Genomic DNA, 17652 nt, shown 5'->3' on the forward strand with positions numbered 1-17652 from the left:
ATGAGACGAAGGGACCTTCTCAAGGCGGGGGCCCTCACGGGCGGCCTGCTCGTCGGAGGGCGGGCCCTCACCGGCACGGCCCAGGCCGCCGGGCAGACCAGGATCTCCCTCGCCGGGACCGACGGCCACATCATCCTCCCCGGCCGGGCCCCGCTGTACGTGTTCGGGTTCGTCGCGGTGCCGGCGACCATGTCCGTCAACGACCTGGTCGCCACCTACAAGGGCAAGGCGCGGCACGTCTCGCCCGTCCTCGACGTCAAACAGGGCGACGACGCCTATATCACCCTCACCAATCTCGGGCTCGTCGGGCGGCCCGACCTCGTCGACTCCCACACCATCCACTGGCACGGCTTCCGCACCCCCACCGCGCTGTTCGACGGCGTGCCCGAGGTGTCGGTCGGCGTGCCGATCCACCGTCAGTTCACCTACTTCTACCGCCCGCACGACCCGGGCACGTACATGTACCACTGCCACTTCGAGGACGTCGAACATGTGCAGATGGGCATGACCGGCATCGTCTACGTCCGGCCCGCCCAGGACGGCGACCCGGCCCCGGACCCGCTGCACCGGACCACCACCTACGCCTACAACGACGGCGACGGCTCCACCGCCTACGACCGGCACTTCGCGATCCTGCTCAACGAGATCGAGGAGCGGGAGCACGACGCCGACGAGCAGATCCAGGAGTTCATCTTCACCGACTACGACCCCCAGTACTTCACGATGAACGGCCGGGTCTACCCGCAGACCGTCCTCCCGGCGGGCGACCCCTCGCTGCCCTACCAGCCGGTCTCGTCGCTGATCCAGGCCAACCCCGGCGACCGGGTGCTGCTGCGGCTCGCCAACCTCGGATACCTGCAGCACGCGATGCAGCTCCCGGGGATCCCGCTGAAGGTCGTCGGCGAGGACGCCACGCTCCGCAGGGCGCCGTACGTCACCAACACCCTCTACATCGGCCCCGGCGAGGCGCGCGACGTGCTGTTCACCGCCCCGCCGTTCAACCCCTCCGCGCCGGTCGCCTCCGACGCCCGGGGACCGTACAACGCCTACCTGTTCAAGAACCGGGACTTCCGGCGCCTGACCAACCGCGGCGCTCCGGGACTCGGCGGCATGGTGACGGAGGTCAGGGTGTACCAGGGGTCGCCGCTGCCCGCGCAGACCGTGGTGGGGGAGACCTATGCGTAGGCACCTGCGCGCGGCGGCGGCCGCGGCCGCCGCCCTCCTCGTCGCGTTCGCGCCCGGCGCCCACGCCCAGGCCCCTGCGCCGCCGCGCCAGGGCCTCGTCTGCGCCGACGGCCCCGACTTCGACCTGACGGCGACCCGCGGCCACACCGAGACCCCGGACGGCAACAGCGTCCTGATGTGGAGCTACGCCCTCACCGGCGGCGCCTTCCAGAGCCCCGGCCCCGTGCTCTGCGTCGAGCAGGGCGCGACGGTCACGGTCCGCCTGCGCAACGAGCTCACCGAACCCGTCTCGATCGTCTTCCCCGGCCAGACCGGGATCCGCGGCAGCGGCAGCCCCGGGCTGCTGGCCGACGAGGCGCCCCCCGGCGGCCAGGCCACCTACACCTTCACCGCCGCCGAGCCCGGGACCTACGTCTACGAGAGCGGCACCGACCCGGCCAAGCAGGTCGAGATGGGACTCTACGGCGCGCTCGTCGTCCGCCCGGCCGGGCACCCCGACCACGCCTACGACGCGGCGACCCGGTTCGACCCCCGCCGCGAATACCTGCTCCTGCTCAGCGACATCGACCCCGACCTGCACCACGCCGTGGAGACCGGCGCCCCCTACGACTTCGGGACGCTGCGCAACCGGTACTTCGCCATCAACGGGCGCCAGTTCCCCGACACCCTCCAGGACAACGGCGTCTCCTGGCTGCCCGCGCAGCCGTACGGCGCGCTCGTCCGCGTCAAACCGTACGACGCGACCGGCAACCCGCTGCCCGCGCTGATCCGGATGGCCAACGTCGGCACGCTCAACCACCCCTTCCACCCGCACGGCAACCACATCAAGGAGATCGCCCAGGACGGCAGGCCGCTGCGGACCCCGGCCGGCGGCGACGCCTCCGGCGACCACTTCGCCGCCACCATCGGCACCGGGCAGACCGAGGACTACCTGTTCTCCTGGACCGACCAGGACTCCTGGGACGCCGGGAGCAACCCCCTGCCGTCCTCCGTGGCCGCCCCCGACTACCGCAACCTGGACTTCAAGGACGGCGACACCTGGTCCAGCGGCGGCGCCTACCTCGGCGCCAAGGGCACCCTGCCCGTGGGCACCGCCTCGCAGAACATCTGCGGCGAGTGGTACTTCCCCTGGCACAGCCACGCGCTCAACGAGTTCACCAACTACGACGCGGGCTTCGGCGGCATGGCCACCCTGTTGCGGGTGGACCCGCCCGGCGGGTGCGCGTCCGCCGCGGGCTCCGCCGCCGTCACGGCCGGCGTCCTCGACTCCGGCAACGCCGCCGCGCTCGCCGCCGCCGACGCCTCCTACTACCGGGTCGCCTCGACCGCCACCGGCACCACCGACTGGCACGGCGGCTTCGCCGGCGTCCCCGCCGGATCCACCGCCCTCACCGTCACCTACACCGGCCGCGACTCGCTCGCCGGTCTGCCCACAACGCTGTGGATCTGGAAATGGTCCACCGGCACCTGGACCCAGCTCGGCGCCGCCACCCCCGTCGGCACCACCGACACCACCCTGACCAGAACCGTCCCGGCCCCCGAGTCCCCCTACATCGGAACAGGGGCCAACGCCGGCAAGGTACGCGTCCGCGTCCTCACCACCGGCGCCGCCCCCTTCACCACGCAGGGCAACCTGCTCAAACTCACCTACGACGCGCCATGAGCCGAATATGCGCGCACCCCATCCCGAAGCGAGCCGCGCTCCCCAAGCCGACCCACGACGCGCTATGAGGCCGAAAATGCGTGTTACCCGCCCTCGCGCCCGGCGCGCCCGTCAAGGCGCGCCACGCCACGCCCCGACAACGGCAACGCACGCCACCCCGACCCGCGCAGCCCGCCTCGTCTCCGCTCGGTCGCGACCCACCATGAGGACCGCGACGCGGCGCGCCCTGGTGGCCGTCCTCATCGCGGCGGGCCTGACCGTCCCCGCCTCACCCGCCCAGGCGGCCGACGTATCGATCGACCTCTGCGCCGCCGCGGGCACCCTCGCGCTCCCCGGCCCCGTCACCGTGAACGTCTGGGGCTTCGCCCGCGCCGGCTCCGGCGGTTCGTGCGCGGGCGTCACCCCGTCGGTACCCGGCCCGGTCCTCACGGCCGGACAGGGCGACGAGGTCTCGGTCGTCCTGCGCAACACCCTGGACACCCCGGTCTCCCTGGAGATCCCAGGGGTGCCGTTCCGCCAGGGCGCGGGCGTCACCGCCCCGCCCGGCGGCACGGCCACCGCCACCTTCACCGCGTCCGCGCCCGGCACCTACCTCTACCAGGGGACAGAGCGGCAGCTCCCGATGGGACTGTACGGCGCGCTCATCGTCCGCCCCACGGTGGCGGGCCGCGCCTACGAGCCGGCCTCCACCGCCTACGACCGTGAGGCGCCACTGGTGCTGTCCGCCATCGACCCGGCCTTCAACGCCGCGCCGCTGTCCGCCGACCTCTACCGGTACGCGCCCAAGTTCTGGCTCGTCAACGGCAAGGCGTACCCCGACACCGACCCCGTGCACGGCGTCGCGCCGGGGACCAAGGTGCTGCTGCGCTACCTCAACGCGGGCTTCGACAACACGACGATGCGGCTGCTCGGCGCCTACGAACGGGTGATCGCCCGAGACGCCCACCCACTCGCCGCCCCCTTCGACGCCACCGCCGAGACCATCCCGGCCGGCGGCACCGAGGACGCCGTGGTCACGATCCCCGCCTCCGGCACCCGCTTCCCCCTCTACAACCGCCAACTCCACAAGACCATGCTGACCTTCCTCCAAATCCCGTGACCCCGCCACCTCAGGAGAGCGGACCCGCGCCGGACCGGCGGAGGAGCGGGCGCGCATGGCGGCTGGGGCTGCTCGCCCTCGCCCTCACCCTGATGGCAGGAGCGACCCCTCTCGGACCCCCACCCGCACCCGCCGTCCCCGCCTCCGCCGACGCCCTTGAGCCTGCCGCCGGTCCCGCCTCCGCCGACGGTCTTGAGCGTGCCGCCGCCCCCGCCCTCACCGGCGAGACCTCGCGGCGTCCCCGCGCCCTGGCCGTCGACGCCAGGACCGCCCTGCGGCGTCCTTCCGTCGCGGCGGACGACCTGCCCGACCGGGCGGGAATTCGGCTCGTACGGGTGTCGGTGAGCGGCGGCGGGGGACTGGTCGACCTGCGCTTCCAGGTGCTCGACCCGGCGAAGGCCCAGGCCCTGCACGACCCCGCCACCCCGCCCGTCCTCGTCGACGAGACGTCCGGCGTGGTCGTCAAGGACCTCTACATGGGCCATTCCCACACCGGCCCCTACAAGGCCGCCGTCACCTACTACCTGGTCTTCGTCAACCCCGGCAACTGGATCCACCGCGGCGCCGAGGTCACCGTCCTTCTCGGCGACACACAGATCCCCCATGTCCCCGTCTCGTAGAAACCCGGAGGGCCCGCGCCACGGGACCGCGGCACGGCCCCTCCACCAGCCCGCCACACCACCCAACGCGCCCCGGATGCTCGAATCCGCGCACCGACGTGGACAGGCTCGGATACTCGTACGGCGCGTGATCATCGTCCTGACCGTGGCGCGGCCCCTCCACCAGCGCGCCACATCACCCAACGCCGGCCGAACCCTCGAATCCGCGCACCGACGCGGACAAGCTCGGGGAATCGTGTGGTGCGTCATCGCCGTCCTGATGGCAGGGCTGGCCGTGGTGTTGTGGGCGGCGCCGGCGCGGGCGCACGCCGAGCTCGTCGAGTCCGATCCGATCGCCGGGGCGGCCCTCCCCGAGGCGCCGCGCGCCGCCGTCCTGGCGTTCAGCGAGCGTGTCGCGCCGCGGCTCAGCTCGGCGCGGCTCCTGGACGGCTCGGGCCGTGTCCTCCCCGGCGCGAGGACCACCCCCTCGGGGGACCGCCTCACCATCCAGCTTCCCCGTCTGACCGTGGGCGCCTACGGCATCGCCTGGCGCGTCGTCTCCGAGGACGACGCGCACACCACCGACGGCGTCCTGCTCTTCACCGTGGGATCGGCGCCCCCGGCGGCTCTGGCCTCCGCCTCATCACCGTCCTCCGGCCCCGGCCCCTACGACGTGGCCCTCCGCTGGACGCGTCTGTGCCTGCTCGCCGGGTTGGTCGGCGGCCTGGCCACGGCCGGGCTCGTCCTCCGCCGGGTCCGCCCACCGATATCGCCCCTGCGGGTCGCCGCGGCTCAGCACCGCCTGGCCACGCTCGCCACCGCCTGCGCCGCCCTCGCCGTCGCCGTGGGCCTCGCCGAGCTGGCCGGAAAACCGCCCGCCCCCCAGTGGGAACGCCTATGGCTCGCCCGCACGACAGCCCTGGCCGTCCTGGCCGTCTACGCCGTAGCCCTCCGCCGCACAGCCTCCCACCACGCCAAATCACTCAGAGCCACGACCCGGCTCCCCACCCAACCTGCCACCACCCCCAGCTCCCTGCCCACCACCACCCCCCGGCCCTTCGCCGGACCTCTCGCCATCGCCACCTCCCGCACCACCCCCGGCGTTCTCCCCACCCCCACGGCCACCTCCGAACCCGAGACGTCCCCCGGGGTGCCGTCGCTTCTGAGGTGGCCGCTGGCGGGGGCCGGGCCGGCGGTGGGTGTCGTGGTGACGGCCGAGGCGTGGGCCGGGCACGCCGCCGCCCTCGGAGTTCCGGCGATCGCCGCCGACGCCGTCCACATCCTCACCGCCCTGCTCTGGCTGGGCACGGTCACCGCGCTCGCCGTCCTGTTCACCGCGAGCCCGGGCGACGGCCCCGCGCTGGCGCGCGCCTACCGCGCCCCGCTCACCCGTCTCGCCCTGGTAGGCGCCGTCCTGGCCGGACTCACCGGCCTCTTGCACGCCCTCCTCCAACTCGCCCCCTCTACCGCCCCCCTGACCTCGCCGTACGGCAGGACACTGCTCGTGAAGGCCGCCATCGTCATCATGGTGGCCGCACTCGGCCTGACAGGCGCCCTCCGTTCCCGCGAACCCCGGCTCCCGGACGCGGTCCGCTCTCGCGGACGCCGGATGGCCGCCGAGGCCGTGCTCACCCCGGCGTCCCCCGTCCGCTCCTGCGAACGGAGACGGGGAGACGCCCTCCTTTCCCATGAGGGGACGTCGGCGGACGTTCTTGGTGCGCGGGCGCGCGGGCGGTGGGTGGCCGCCGAAGCCGTGGCGGGGGCCGTGCTGTTGCTGGTCGCGGGGATCCTGGCCGAGACCAGTCCCTCGCGGCGGCCACCGGCGCTCGTGGCGGCGCGCGCCCGTACCGTGACCGCGACCGTGGACGACCTGGTCGTGGGTATTTCCGTGACCCCCAACCGGGCGGGCGTCAACGGCTTCACCGTCACCGCCACCAGTTCGCGCCGCCCCGCCCCCGCCCCCATCGACGGCGTCGCGCTCGAACTCCCCACGGGCGGCACCGTGCTACGGCCGACGGACCCCGGCCGCTACTTCGGCACCGCCGCCCTGAACCTGCTCGGCCCGGTACGGCTGACCGTGGTCGTCCACCGTGCCGGCGCCCGCCTGGAAGTCCCCATGGTGTGGACGGTCGGATGAGACGCGCGCTCGCGATCGTCCTCCTCGTCCTGCTCGCGACCTCGCCCACCTTCCCCGTGGCGGCCGTCGAGACCGGCCCGATGACCCCGGTGATCGTCGTGCTCGAAGAACAGGCGGACCCCACCGCCCTGGCCCGCGGCACGCCGGGACGGCACGGGCGCAGGGCCGCCGTGGAGCGCGGGCTGCGGGCCAGGGCCGGAGCCGGGCAGAAGGACCTGCTCGCGCTGCTCCGCACCCGCCGCTCCCAGGGCGTGGTCTCCGCCGTCACCCCGCTGTGGATCATGAACGGCGTCGCGGTGACCGCCGCACGGCGGGTGCTGGCAGAGTTGGCCACGCGTCCCGACGTGCGCGAGATCCGGCCGGACCTGACGGTCACGGCCCCGGCGCTCGCCCGGTCCGCCGCCGCCCCGGCCGAACCCGGCGTCGCCCGGGTCGGAGCCCCCGGCCTGTGGGACCTCGGGTACCGCGGGCAGGGCGTGGTCGTGGCCGCCCTGGACACCGGCGTCGACGCCACCCACCCCGACCTGGCCGGCCGCTTCCGAACAGGCGCCCACAGCTGGTTCGATCCGAACGGCGAGCACCCGTCCACGCCCGTGGACGTGAACGGCCACGGCACCGCCGCCATGGGTGTCATGGTCGGCGGCGACGCGGGCGGCACCGCCGTGGGCATGGCGCCGGACGCCCGCTGGATCGCCGCGAAGATCTTCAACGACCGGGGCGTGGCCACCGCCACCGGCATCCACCTCGCCCTGCAATGGGCGCTGGACCCGGACGGCGACCCCGCCACCCCGGACGGGGCAGACGTCGTCAACAACTCCTGGACGGGCGCGGCGGCCGGATGCTCCCCGGACTTCCAGCTCGACCTGCGCGCCCTCCGCGCGGCCGGAGTCCTTCCGGTGTTCGCGGCGGGCAACTCCGGCCCCGATCCCGGCTCGGTGCGCGCGCCCGCCGGCGACCCGGAGGCGTTCGCCGTCGGCGCCACCGACGCGGCCGACGTGCTGGACCCGTCCAGCGGTCGCGGACCCTCGCCCTGCCCCGGCGCCACGGCCCCGGCCCTGACGGCGCCGGGAGTGAACGTCAGGACCACCGACCTCTACGGCCTCTACACCGTCGCCTCGGGCACCTCCCTGTCCGCGCCGCACGTGTCGGGCGCGCTGGCCCTGCTGCTCAGCGCCTACCCCGACCTTGACGCCGACCGCCAGGCGGCGGCGCTGCGCGGGGGCGCGGCAGACCTCGGCGGCCCGGGCTTCGACGACGATCACGGGGCCGGCAGGCTGGACGTCCTCGCCGCCTACCGGTGGCTCGCCTCCGCGCCCGGCTTCACGCTGGCCGCCACCCCCACGTCCACGACCGCCCAGGCGGGCGGAAGCGCCTCCTTCACGGCCGCCGTCGGAGCGATGAACGGTTTCACCGGCGAGGTGACCCTGTCGGCGACGGGCCTGCCCGCCGGGACGACCGCCGCCTGGACACCTCCGAGGATCGAGGGCACGGGTGAATCCCGGCTCACGGTGACCGTCCCCCCGGAGACACCGCCCGGCGCCTACCCTTTGACGATCACCGGATCCTCCGGGGACGTGACCCACTCCCGCCAGGTCACCCTGGTGATCGCCGCCGGCGACCACACCCTCGCCGCGGCCCCCGCCACCCTGTCGGTCCCGCGCGGTGGCTCGGCGAGCAGCGTCGTCTCGGTCGCGCTCACCTCAGGCCCCGGTGCCGGCGTATCCCTGTCCGCGACCTCCCTGCCCTCCAACACCACGGTGGCCTTCTCCCCGAACCCGATCACCGCCCCCGGCGCCTCGCACCTGACCATACGCACCACCTCATCGACCCCGCGCGGCACGTTCACCGTGGTCGTCACCGGAACCGCGACCCCTCTCACCCGCCGCGCGACGATCACGCTGACCGTGCGCTGAGTCACGAGGCCGCGGCGGCCTCGCGGCGGGCGCGTTCGGCGAGGGCGTGTTCGTCGGTGCGGGCGTCGTAGGTGCGGAAGCGGGGGAGGGCGGCGGCCATCGCGGCGACCGCGCCCATGCACAGCAGGCCGCCGACGCCCAGGGAGAAGCGGGCGCCGCCGGCCTGGGCGAGGAGGCCGGCCCGTGTGTCGCCGAGCATCGGGCCGGTGGAGTACGACAGCAGTTCGATGCCGGCGAGCCGGCCGCGGTACTCGTCGGGGATGGTCTGGTTCCAGATCGTGCCGCGGAACACGCCGCTGATCATGTCCGCGCCCCCGGCCACGGCGAGGAACGCCGCCATCAGCCATATGTTCGGCATGATCGACGCCAGCGCCACCCCGGCTCCCCACAGCGCCGCCGCGACGATCACCGCGCGGCCGTGCCGGTGGACGTGGGACGTCCAGCCCGAGGTGAGCGAGGCGATCACCGAGCCGACGCCGCCCGCCGCGTAGAGCACGCCGAGCGCGGCCGGCGCGTGCAGCTCGTCGGCGAGGAAGGGGTAGAGGGCGTTGGAGAACGCGAACACCATGGCGGCGATGTCCACCAGGTAGGTGCCCATGAGGTCGGGCCGCCGGACGGCGTAGCGCACCCCTTCGACGAGGGAGCGCAGCGAGGCGCCGCCGTCCTCGCGGATCAGCGGGACGGGCCGTACGCGGACGAGCAGCACCAGGGAGAGCACGAACGTGACCACGTCGGCGCCGTAGGAGACGGCCGGGCCGAGGGCGACGACCACGACGCCGCCGATCGCCGGTCCGACGATCATGCCGGTGTTGCGGGCCAGGGACTGGATCGCGAACGCGGCGCCCATCTGGTCCAGCTTGAGCACCCGGTTGATGATCGCCTGTTCGCTCGGCTGCCGCACGCTGGCGAGCCCGGCGGCCAGCGCGGCCACCACGTACAGGACCGGGATCTGCGCGGCCCGGGGGAGCAGCACGGCGTTGGCCGCCAGCAGGACCGAGGTGACGCACAGGCCCGCCTCGGACCAGATGACGATCTTGCGGCGGTCCAGCGCGTCGGCGATCGCGCCGCCCCACAGCCCGCACACCACCATGGGCACGAACTCCGCCAGGCTGACCAGGCCGACCGCGACGTAGGAGCCGGTGAGCTGCTTCATCTGGTACGGCACGGCGACCATGGTGAGCACGCCGCCGAGCATGGAGATCATGCTGGAGCCGAGCAGCAGCCGGAAGTCGCGGGACTCCCGCAGGGGGCTCACATCGAGCCGCAGGCGCGCCAGCAGCGTTCTGAGTGATCGTGGTGGACCGTCGGACACAGGCGGCAGTGTGGACGGCGCGCCAGACGGCGGGCAACAGGTTTTCGCCGCCCGGCGGGCCGCCTCACAGGTCCAGCGTCTCCTTGCGCAGCAGCGTCTTGAGGATCTTGCCGCCGGGGTTGCGGGGCAGTTCGGCCTCGCGGAACCAGTAGCGGACGGGGATCTTGAACGGCGCCAGCGCCCCGCTGAGGAACCGCGACAGCTCCTCGGCGTTCGCCGTGGCGCCGGGCCGCAGCCGCACGACGGCCCCCACCTGCTCGCCGAACTCCTCGTCGGGGATGCCGATCACGGCGGCGTCGTCCACGTCGGGGTGCTCGAACAGGGCCGCCTCGACCTCCGCGCAGTACACGTTCTCGCCGCCGCGGATGACCATGTCCTTGGCGCGGTCGACGATGTACACGTACCCCTCCTCGTCGACCCGGGCCAGGTCGCCGGTGTGCAGCCAGCCCGCGGCGAAGGTCTCCGCGGTGGCCTCCGGCCTGTTCCAGTACCCGGCGATGACGTTCGGCCCGCGCAGGCACAGCTCGCCGACCTCGCCGGTGGGCACCTCGTCGCCGAGCGGCCCGCAGACGCGCACGTCGCACACCGCGACCGGCAGGCCGATGCTGTCCGGCCTGGCCAGGTAGGTGGGGCCGCTGTTGTAGATGGCGAGCGCGGTGGTCTCGGTCATGCCGTACCCGTTGGACGCCTGCCGCCGGGGCAGCCGGTCGCCGATGCGCTCCAGCAGCTTGGGCGGCGCGGGCGCGCCTCCGTAGCTCACCCCGCCGAGGCTGGATATGTCGTACTTATCAAGGTCGGGGTGGGAGAGGAGCTGCCAGGTGTTGGTGGGCACACCCGTCAAGATCGTGACCTTCTCGCGCTCGATGAGGGCGAGGGCCTCCCCGGGGTCCCACTTGTACATCAGCACGAGCCCGCCGCCGGTGAACATGGTCGGCGTCAGCACCGCGAAGCACCCGGTCGCGTGGAAGAGCGGCACGGCGAGCAGGGTGATCCGCCGCGTGGCGGCGGCCGAGGACGGGTCCTTGCCCGCCAGAACGACGCTGCGCAACAGGGCGTACGCCACGCTCATCGGCGACTGGCCGAGGTTGCGGTGGCTGCCGAGCGCGCCCTTGGGCAGCCCCGTCGTGCCGGAGGTGTAGAAGATCGTGGCCGGGTCCTCGGGTTCCAGGGCGACCTCGGGGAGCGTCACGTCGGCGCGCACCTCGCCGAGCACCTCGGAGAACTCCCGCGCCCCCGCGGGCGGTTCGCCGGAGAGCCGGGCGACGATCAGGGGGACGCCCGTCCCGGCCAGCCGCCCGGCGCGCTCGCCGTCGGCGATGACCAGCCGCGCCCCGGAGTCCGACAGGCCGTACTCCAGCTCCGGCGTCGTCCACCAGGCGTTCAGCGGCACCGCGATCGCCCCGGCGGCGAGGACGGCCGAGAAGGCGATGATCCACTCGGGGTAGTTGCGCATGGCGATCGCGACGCGGTCGCCCTTGGCCACGCCGTACTCCCCGGCGAGCCGGTGCGCCAGCGTGGCCGCCCGCCGGTAGTGCTCCTCGAAGGTGAGGCGCTCGTCCTCGTAGACGACGAAGACCTTCTCGCCGTGGTGGCGGCTGTTCTCCAGCAGGGCCCGGAACGTGAGCGGGGCGTGCCGCCACGTCCGGACGCGCGCCCCGCCGGCCTCGATCTCCTCCATCTCGAAGAGCTGTCCGGGACCGGTCAGCCGTGCCAGGGCCTGCTCGTGCGTGACAGTCATGCGCCGTGACTCCCGAGGAGTAGTGCGAGTGCCTGCCCCGACGATACCGACCGGTAAGTACGGCGAACAGGGGCCACGCGGCCGAAGGCGCCTTGCATAACGATGCCTGGCGATGCATACTCTCTCCAGAGTAGATTCATGAGTACCAGTGCATGAGTATGCAAAGGGGGAGCGGATGAAGGCGGCGATCGCCGGAGCCAGCGGCTACGCGGGAGGCGAGCTGCTGCGCCTGCTCCTCGACCACCCCGCCATCGAGATCGGCGCCCTCACGGCCGGCTCCAGCGCCGGCGACCCGCTCGGCGCCCACCAGCCGCACCTGCCCTCCCTGGCCGACCGCGTCCTGCTCGACACCACTCCCGAGGCCCTCGCCGGCCACGACGTCGTCTACCTCGCGCTGCCCCACGGCCACTCCGCCGCCGTCGCCGAGATCCTCGGCGACGACACGCTCGTCGTCGACTGCGGCGCCGACTTCCGCCTCCAGGACGCCGCCGCCTGGGAGCACTTCTACGGCGGCCCCCACGCCGGCACCTGGCCGTACGGCCTCCCCGAGCTGCCCGGCCAGCGCGACCTGCTCAAGGGCGCCCGCCGCGTGGCCGTCCCCGGCTGCTACCCGACCTCGGTCACCCTCGCCCTGTTCCCCGCCTTCGCCGCCGGCCTGGCCGAGCCCGACGTCGTCGTGGTCGCCGCCAGCGGCACCTCCGGCGCGGGCAGGTCCCTCAAGCCGCACCTGCTCGGCAGCGAGGTCATGGGCTCGGCCACCGCCTACGGCGTGGGCGGCACCCACCGCCACACCCCCGAGATGGAGCAGAACCTCTCGCGGGTCGCCGGCCGGCCGGTCACGGTGTCCTTCACCCCGGTCCTGGCCCCGATGAGCCGCGGCATCCTCGCCACCTGCACCGCGCCCGCCGCCCCCGGCCTGACCGCCGCGGCGCTGCGCGAGGCGTACGAGGCGGCCGTCGAACACGAGCCGTTCCTGCGCCTGCTGCCCGAGGGCGTCTGGCCCGCCACCTCCATGACCCTCGGCTCCAACACCGCCGCGCTCCAGGTGACCCTCGACGAGCGGGCGGGCCGCGTCGTCGCCGTCATCGCCATCGACAACCTCACCAAGGGCACCGCGGGCGGAGCGATCCAGAGCACCAACATCGCCCTCGGTCTCCCGGAAGAACTCGGCCTTCCCCTCAACGGAGTCGCACCATGAGCGAGCCCACAACGCCAGGACCCACCCCCGGGGGGCACGCGTGAGCGTCACCGCCCCCCTCGGCTTCCGCGCCGCCGGCGTCACCGCCGGGCTCAAGCAGCGCGGCGCCCGCGACATCGCCCTCGTCGTCAACGACGGACCCTCGCGCGCCGCCGCCGGGGTCTTCACCCGCAACCGCGTCCAGGCCGCGCCCGTCCTGTGGAGCCGGCAGGTCCTCACCGGCGGCAGGGTGAAGGCCGTCGTCCTCAACTCCGGCGGCGCCAACGCCTGCACCGGCCCCGCCGGCTTCCAGGACACCCACGCCACCGCCGAGAAGGTCGCCGAACTGCTCGGCGACTCCGCCGGCGAGGTCGCCGTCTGCTCCACCGGCCTGATCGGCGAGCGCCTGCCGATGGACCTGCTGCTGCCCGGCGTCGAGGCCGCGGCGGGCCAGCTCTCCCGGGACGGCGGCCTGGCCGCCGCCGACGCCATCCGCACCACCGACACCGTCACCAAGATCTCCTTCCGCAGGGGAGAGGGGTACATGGTGGGCGGCATGGCCAAGGGCGCGGGCATGCTCGCCCCCGGCATGGCCACCATGCTCTGCGTGATCACCACCGACGCCGACGTGCCCGCCGCCGAGCTGGACCGGGTGCTGCGCGCCGCCGTCTCCGTCACCTTCGACCGGCTGGACACCGACGGCTGCATGTCCACCAACGACACCGTCCTCCTGCTCGCCAGCGGGGCCTCCGGCGTCACCCCCGACCCCGCCGAACTGGAGCGGAAGGTCACCGAGGTCTGCGCCGACCTGGCGCGCCAGCTTCTGGTGGACGCCGAGGGCGCCACCAAGGCCATCGCCATCGAGGTCGTCGGCTCCGCCTCCGAGGCCGACGCCGTCGAGGTCGGCCGCGCCGTCGCCAGGTCCAACCTCCTCAAGTGCGCCATCCACGGCGAGGACCCGAACTGGGGCCGCGTCCTGTCGGCGGTGGGCACCACCGGAGCCGCCTTCGAGCCCGACCGCGTCAACGTCGCGATCAACGGCATATGGATCTGCCGCGGCGGCGCGGCCGGCGACGACCGCGCCAAGGTCGACCTGCGTCCCCGCGACGTCACGATCACCATCGACCTGTCCGCGGGTCCGCACTCCGCGACCGTCCACACCACCGACCTCACCGCGGAGTACGTCCACGAGAACTCGGCGTACTCGACATGACCGGCACTCCCGGCGAGTCCGCCGCCGAGATCGGCGGCCTGCGCGCGCACGCCAAGGCGGCCGTCCTCATCGAGGCCCTGCCGTGGCTGGAGCGCTTCCGCGGCCGCACGGTCGTCGTCAAGTACGGCGGCAACGCCATGACCGACGAGTCCCTGCGCCAGGGGTTCGCCGACGACATGGTCTTCCTGCTGCACGCCGGCCTCAAGCCCGTCGTCGTGCACGGCGGAGGCCCCCAGATCAACGCCCACCTGGACCGTCTCGGCATCGAGAGCAGCTTCACCGCGGGCCTGCGCGTCACCACGCCCGAGGCCATGCAGGTGGTGCGCATGGTGCTGGTCGGCCAGGTCAACCGCGACGTCGTCGGCCTGATCAACCGGCACGGCCCCTTCGCCGTCGGCATGTCCGGCGAGGACGCCCACCTGTTCACCGCCGTGCGCAAGCACGCGCACGTGGACGGCCGTAAAGTGGACATCGGCCAGGTCGGCGACATCGTCAAGGTGGAGGCCGGGGCCGTGCGCGCGCTGCTGGACGACGGCCGCATCCCGGTCGTGTCCTCCATCGCCCGCGGCGACGACGGCGAGGTCTACAACGTCAACGCCGACACCGCCGCCGCGGCCCTCGCGGTCGCGCTGCGGGCGGAGAAGCTCGTCGTGCTCACCGACGTCGAGGGCCTGTACGCCGACTGGCCCGCCTCGGGGGACGGTACCGCGAGCAAGGTCATCAGCCGCATCACCGCACCCGAGCTGAAAGCGCTGCTGCCCGGCCTGTCCAGCGGCATGGCGCCCAAGATGGAGGCGTGCCTGACCGCCGTCACCGGCGGCGTGCCCCAGGCGCACGTCCTGGACGGCAGGCTGCCGCACTCGGTGCTGCTCGAAATCTTCACGGACGAGGGGATCGGAACCATGGTGTCGCCGGAGGCTCGGTCATGACCGGGCAGGGCGCGAGCGCGGGCTCGCTCCAGGAGCGCTTCGAGGCGTCGTTCATGCCCAACTACGGCGTGCCGCCCCTGGTGCCGGTGCGCGGCGAGGGCTGCCACGTGTGGGACGCCGACGGCGCCCGCTACCTCGACCTCATCGCGGGCATCGCGGTCAGCTCCCTCGGCCACGCGCACCCGGCGCTGGTCGAGGCCGTCACCCGCCAGGTCGGCGCCATCGCCCACACCTCCAACCTGTTCGTCAACGAGCCCGAGGTCCTGCTCGCCGAGCGCCTCCTCGGCCTGCTGAAGGCCCCGGCACGCGTCTTCATGGCCAACTCGGGCACCGAGGCCAACGAGTGCGCGCTCAAGCTCGCCATCCGGTACGGCAAGACCACCGGCAGGACGTACTTCGTCGCCGCCGAGAACGGCTTCCACGGCCGCACGCTCGGCGCGCTGTCGCTGACCGGCAAGCCGTCCATCCGCGACCAGTTCGGCCCCTTCCCGATCGACGTCCGCTTCGTCCCCTACGGCGACCCGGACGCGCTCAAGCAGGCCGTCACCGAGGACTGCGCCGCCGTCTTCCTGGAGCCCACCCAGGGCGAGGCCGGCGTCGTCCCCCCGCCCGCCGGGTACTTCGCCGCCGCCCGTGAGGTCTGCGACGCCACCGGCGCGCTGCTCGTCCTGGACGAGATCCAGTCGGCGATCGGCCGCACCGGCCACTGGTTCGCCCACCAGCACGACGGCATCATCCCGGACATCCTCACCCTGGCCAAGGGCCTCGGCGGCGGCCTGCCGATCGGCGCGTGCGTCGGCTTCGGCGACGCCGGCACGATCTTCGCCAAGGGCGACCACGGCTCCACCTTCGGCGGCAACCCCGTCTCCAGCGCCGCCGCCCTGGCCGTCCTCGACACCATCGAGCGCGACGACCTGCTCGACCACGTCCGCACCCTCGGCGCCCGGCTCGCCGCCGGCATCGACGCCGTCGGCCACCCGCTGCTCGCCCGCGTCCGCGGCCGGGGCCTGTGGCTGGCCGCCGTGCTCACCTCCGACGTCGCCCCGGCCGTCCAGGCCGCCGCCCAGCGCGCCGGCTTCCTCGTCAACGCCGTCCAGCCGGACGCCATCCGCATCGCCCCGCCCCTGGTGATCACCGCCGAGCAGGCCGACTCGTTCGTCGAGGCCCTGCCCGCGATCCTGACGGAGGCGTCCGGATGACCCACGACACCCCGCGGCACTTCCTCCGCGACGACGACCTCACGCCCGCCGAGCAGGCCGAGGTCCTCGACCTCGCCGAGGTCCTCAAGAAGGACCGCCACGGCCACCGCCCGCTCGCCGGCCCGAAGACCGTCGCGGTGCTCTTCGACAAGCACTCCACCCGCACCCGGGTCTCCTTCGCCGTCGGCGTCGCCGAGCTCGGCGGCCACCCGCTGATCATCGACGCGGCGGGCTCCCAGCTCGGCCGCGGTGAGCCCGTCGAGGACACCGCGCGCGTGCTGTCCCGCCAGGTCGCCGCCATCGTCTGGCGCACCTTCGGCCAGGAGCGCATCGAGGCCATGGCCTCGGCCTCCACCGTGCCGGTGGTCAACGCGCTCACCGACGAGTTCCACCCCTGCCAGATCCTCGCCGACCTGCTCACCGTGCGGGAGCGCCTCGGCGGCACGGCCGGGCACGTCCTCACCTACCTGGGCGACGGCGCCAACAACATGGCCCACTCCTACCTGCTCGGCGGCGCCACCGCCGGCATGCACGTACGGATCGCCGCGCCGCCCGCCCACCACCCCGACACGCTGATCCTCAACCGCGCCGCCCAGATCGCGGCCACCACCGGCGGCTCGGTCACCGTCCTGACCGACCCCGCCGTCGCCGCCGCGGGCGCGCACGTCCTGGCCACCGACACCTGGGTCTCCATGGGCCAGGACGGCAAGGACGAACGCGTGGCCGTCCTCCTGCCCTACCAGCTCAACGCCGAGACCCTCGCCCTGGCCGCGCGCGACGCCGTCGTGCTGCACTGCCTGCCCGCCTACCGCGGCATGGAGATCACCGCCGAGGTCCTCGACGGCCCGCACAGCGCCGTCTGGGACCAGGCCGAGAACCGCCTGCACGCCCAGAAGGCCCTGCTCCAATGGCTGGTCGCCCGATGACCGTCCCGCTCACCAAGGCCGGAAGGCACGCCAAGATCGCCGACCTGGTCACCCGCCACAAGGTGAAGTCGCAGCCCGAGCTGGCCCGGCTGCTCGCCGAGAGCGGCGTCGAGGTCACCCAGGCCACCCTCTCGCGCGACCTCGACGAGCTCGGCGCCATGAAGCTGCGCGCCGACGACGGCTCGCTGGTCTACGCCCTGCCGGGCGAGGGCGGCGGCCGCATCCCCCTGGCCCGCGTCGGCACCGGCGAGACCCCCGCCGCCCGGCTGCGCCGCGTGGCCGAAGAACTCCTCGTCTCGGCCGAGGCCTCGGCCAACCTCGTGATCGTGCGCACGCCACCGGGCGCCGCGCAGTTCCTCGCCTCCGCCCTCGACCACGCCGACTGGCAGACCATTCTCGGCACGGTCGCGGGAGACGACACGGTCCTGGTCATCAGCCGGGACCCTCAGGGAGGCGACTCGCTCGCCGATTCACTGGTCCGCCTGACGGACCGACGAGGCCAGACCGCGTGAGACGACCGCCCCGCCCGGCGCCCGCGACACGCCGCACGGGACCGGGCGAC

14 protein-coding genes are annotated in these 17652 nt (G+C 73.7%); 12 read left to right on the top strand and 2 right to left on the bottom strand.

Annotation, left to right across the window (positions count from 1 at the left end; all coding sequences use genetic code 11):
• The 6 genes from BJ982_RS24255 (at window position 1) to BJ982_RS24280 (ending at window position 8596) form a co-directional block, all read left to right on the top strand.
• A complete protein-coding gene (locus BJ982_RS24255) occupies window positions 1-1185 on the top strand; it encodes a multicopper oxidase domain-containing protein (protein ID WP_184883686.1) in 1185 nt (394 codons plus the stop codon).
• Window positions 1178-2848: a multicopper oxidase domain-containing protein gene (locus BJ982_RS24260; RefSeq protein WP_184883688.1), complete on the top strand. Its 1671-nt coding sequence runs from the start codon at window positions 1178-1180 to the stop codon at window positions 2846-2848. Before BJ982_RS24255 ends, BJ982_RS24260 begins: the two co-directional genes overlap by 8 nt.
• A gap of 202 nt (window positions 2849-3050) precedes the next feature.
• Window positions 3051-3947, top strand: a complete 897-nt coding sequence (locus tag BJ982_RS24265) for a multicopper oxidase domain-containing protein (protein ID WP_184883690.1) — start codon at window positions 3051-3053, stop codon at window positions 3945-3947.
• A gap of 92 nt (window positions 3948-4039) precedes the next feature.
• The gene (locus tag BJ982_RS24270; RefSeq protein ID WP_184883693.1) at window positions 4040-4567 is read left to right on the top strand and encodes a hypothetical protein; all 528 of its coding nucleotides are present in this window, start codon (window positions 4040-4042) and stop codon (window positions 4565-4567) included.
• A gap of 259 nt (window positions 4568-4826) precedes the next feature.
• The gene (locus BJ982_RS24275) at window positions 4827-6683 is read left to right on the top strand and encodes a copper resistance CopC/CopD family protein (RefSeq protein WP_184883695.1); all 1857 of its coding nucleotides are present in this window, start codon (window positions 4827-4829) and stop codon (window positions 6681-6683) included.
• Window positions 6680-8596: a S8 family serine peptidase gene (locus tag BJ982_RS24280; protein WP_184883697.1), complete on the top strand. Its 1917-nt coding sequence runs from the start codon at window positions 6680-6682 to the stop codon at window positions 8594-8596. Before BJ982_RS24275 ends, BJ982_RS24280 begins: the two co-directional genes overlap by 4 nt.
• Before the next feature lies 1 nt (window position 8597).
• On the opposite strand, the gene BJ982_RS24285 is transcribed toward BJ982_RS24280, so the two are convergent.
• Window positions 8598-9908 carry an MFS transporter gene (locus tag BJ982_RS24285; protein ID WP_239123500.1) on the bottom strand — a complete coding sequence of 437 codons (1311 nt, stop codon included), beginning with the start codon at window positions 9906-9908 and terminating at the stop codon, window positions 8598-8600.
• 64 nt (window positions 9909-9972) lie between these two features.
• Complete coding sequence (locus BJ982_RS24290) at window positions 9973-11646, bottom strand: class I adenylate-forming enzyme family protein (RefSeq protein WP_184883698.1); 1674 nt, start codon at window positions 11644-11646, stop codon at window positions 9973-9975.
• Between the two features lie 175 nt (window positions 11647-11821).
• Here BJ982_RS24290 and argC point away from each other — a divergent pair, with 175 nt between their 5' ends.
• The 6 genes from argC to BJ982_RS24320 are packed head-to-tail and all read left to right on the top strand — an operon-like array spanning window position 11822 to window position 17602.
• Window positions 11822-12844, top strand: coding sequence for an N-acetyl-gamma-glutamyl-phosphate reductase (gene argC, locus BJ982_RS24295; RefSeq protein ID WP_184883700.1), 1023 nt, complete (start codon window positions 11822-11824; stop codon window positions 12842-12844).
• 40 nt (window positions 12845-12884) lie between these two features.
• Window positions 12885-14036, top strand: a complete 1152-nt coding sequence (argJ, locus tag BJ982_RS24300; RefSeq protein WP_184883702.1) for a bifunctional glutamate N-acetyltransferase/amino-acid acetyltransferase ArgJ — start codon at window positions 12885-12887, stop codon at window positions 14034-14036.
• On the top strand, window positions 14033-14965 hold the full coding sequence (gene argB / locus BJ982_RS24305; protein ID WP_184883704.1) for an acetylglutamate kinase: 933 nt from the start codon (window positions 14033-14035) through the stop codon (window positions 14963-14965). Before argJ ends, argB begins: the two co-directional genes overlap by 4 nt.
• The gene (locus tag BJ982_RS24310; RefSeq protein WP_184883706.1) at window positions 14962-16164 is read left to right on the top strand and encodes an acetylornithine transaminase; all 1203 of its coding nucleotides are present in this window, start codon (window positions 14962-14964) and stop codon (window positions 16162-16164) included. Before argB ends, BJ982_RS24310 begins: the two co-directional genes overlap by 4 nt.
• Window positions 16161-17090: an ornithine carbamoyltransferase gene (gene argF / locus BJ982_RS24315; RefSeq protein ID WP_184883708.1), complete on the top strand. Its 930-nt coding sequence runs from the start codon at window positions 16161-16163 to the stop codon at window positions 17088-17090. Before BJ982_RS24310 ends, argF begins: the two co-directional genes overlap by 4 nt.
• Window positions 17087-17602: an arginine repressor gene (locus tag BJ982_RS24320; protein WP_184883710.1), complete on the top strand. Its 516-nt coding sequence runs from the start codon at window positions 17087-17089 to the stop codon at window positions 17600-17602. Before argF ends, BJ982_RS24320 begins: the two co-directional genes overlap by 4 nt.
• Window positions 17603-17652 lie beyond the last annotated feature (50 nt).

Source organism: Sphaerisporangium siamense (genome assembly GCF_014205275.1).
GTDB classification, from domain to species: Bacteria; Actinomycetota; Actinomycetes; order Streptosporangiales; family Streptosporangiaceae; genus Sphaerisporangium; species Sphaerisporangium siamense.

Coding starts and splice junctions, on each gene's coding strand:
- BJ982_RS24255 (WP_184883686.1), top strand. CDS start 1: ATGAGACGAAGGGACCTTCTCAAGGCGGGGGCCCTCACGGGCGGCCTG.
- BJ982_RS24260 (WP_184883688.1), top strand. CDS start 1,178: ATGCGTAGGCACCTGCGCGCGGCGGCGGCCGCGGCCGCCGCCCTCCTC.
- BJ982_RS24265 (WP_184883690.1), top strand. CDS start 3,051: ATGAGGACCGCGACGCGGCGCGCCCTGGTGGCCGTCCTCATCGCGGCG.
- BJ982_RS24270 (WP_184883693.1), top strand. CDS start 4,040: ATGGCAGGAGCGACCCCTCTCGGACCCCCACCCGCACCCGCCGTCCCC.
- BJ982_RS24275 (WP_184883695.1), top strand. CDS start 4,827: ATGGCAGGGCTGGCCGTGGTGTTGTGGGCGGCGCCGGCGCGGGCGCAC.
- BJ982_RS24280 (WP_184883697.1), top strand. CDS start 6,680: ATGAGACGCGCGCTCGCGATCGTCCTCCTCGTCCTGCTCGCGACCTCG.
- BJ982_RS24290 (WP_184883698.1), bottom strand. CDS start 11,646: ATGACTGTCACGCACGAGCAGGCCCTGGCACGGCTGACCGGTCCCGGA.
- argC (WP_184883700.1), top strand. CDS start 11,822: ATGAAGGCGGCGATCGCCGGAGCCAGCGGCTACGCGGGAGGCGAGCTG.
- argB (WP_184883704.1), top strand. CDS start 14,033: ATGACCGGCACTCCCGGCGAGTCCGCCGCCGAGATCGGCGGCCTGCGC.
- BJ982_RS24310 (WP_184883706.1), top strand. CDS start 14,962: ATGACCGGGCAGGGCGCGAGCGCGGGCTCGCTCCAGGAGCGCTTCGAG.
- argF (WP_184883708.1), top strand. CDS start 16,161: ATGACCCACGACACCCCGCGGCACTTCCTCCGCGACGACGACCTCACG.
- BJ982_RS24320 (WP_184883710.1), top strand. CDS start 17,087: ATGACCGTCCCGCTCACCAAGGCCGGAAGGCACGCCAAGATCGCCGAC.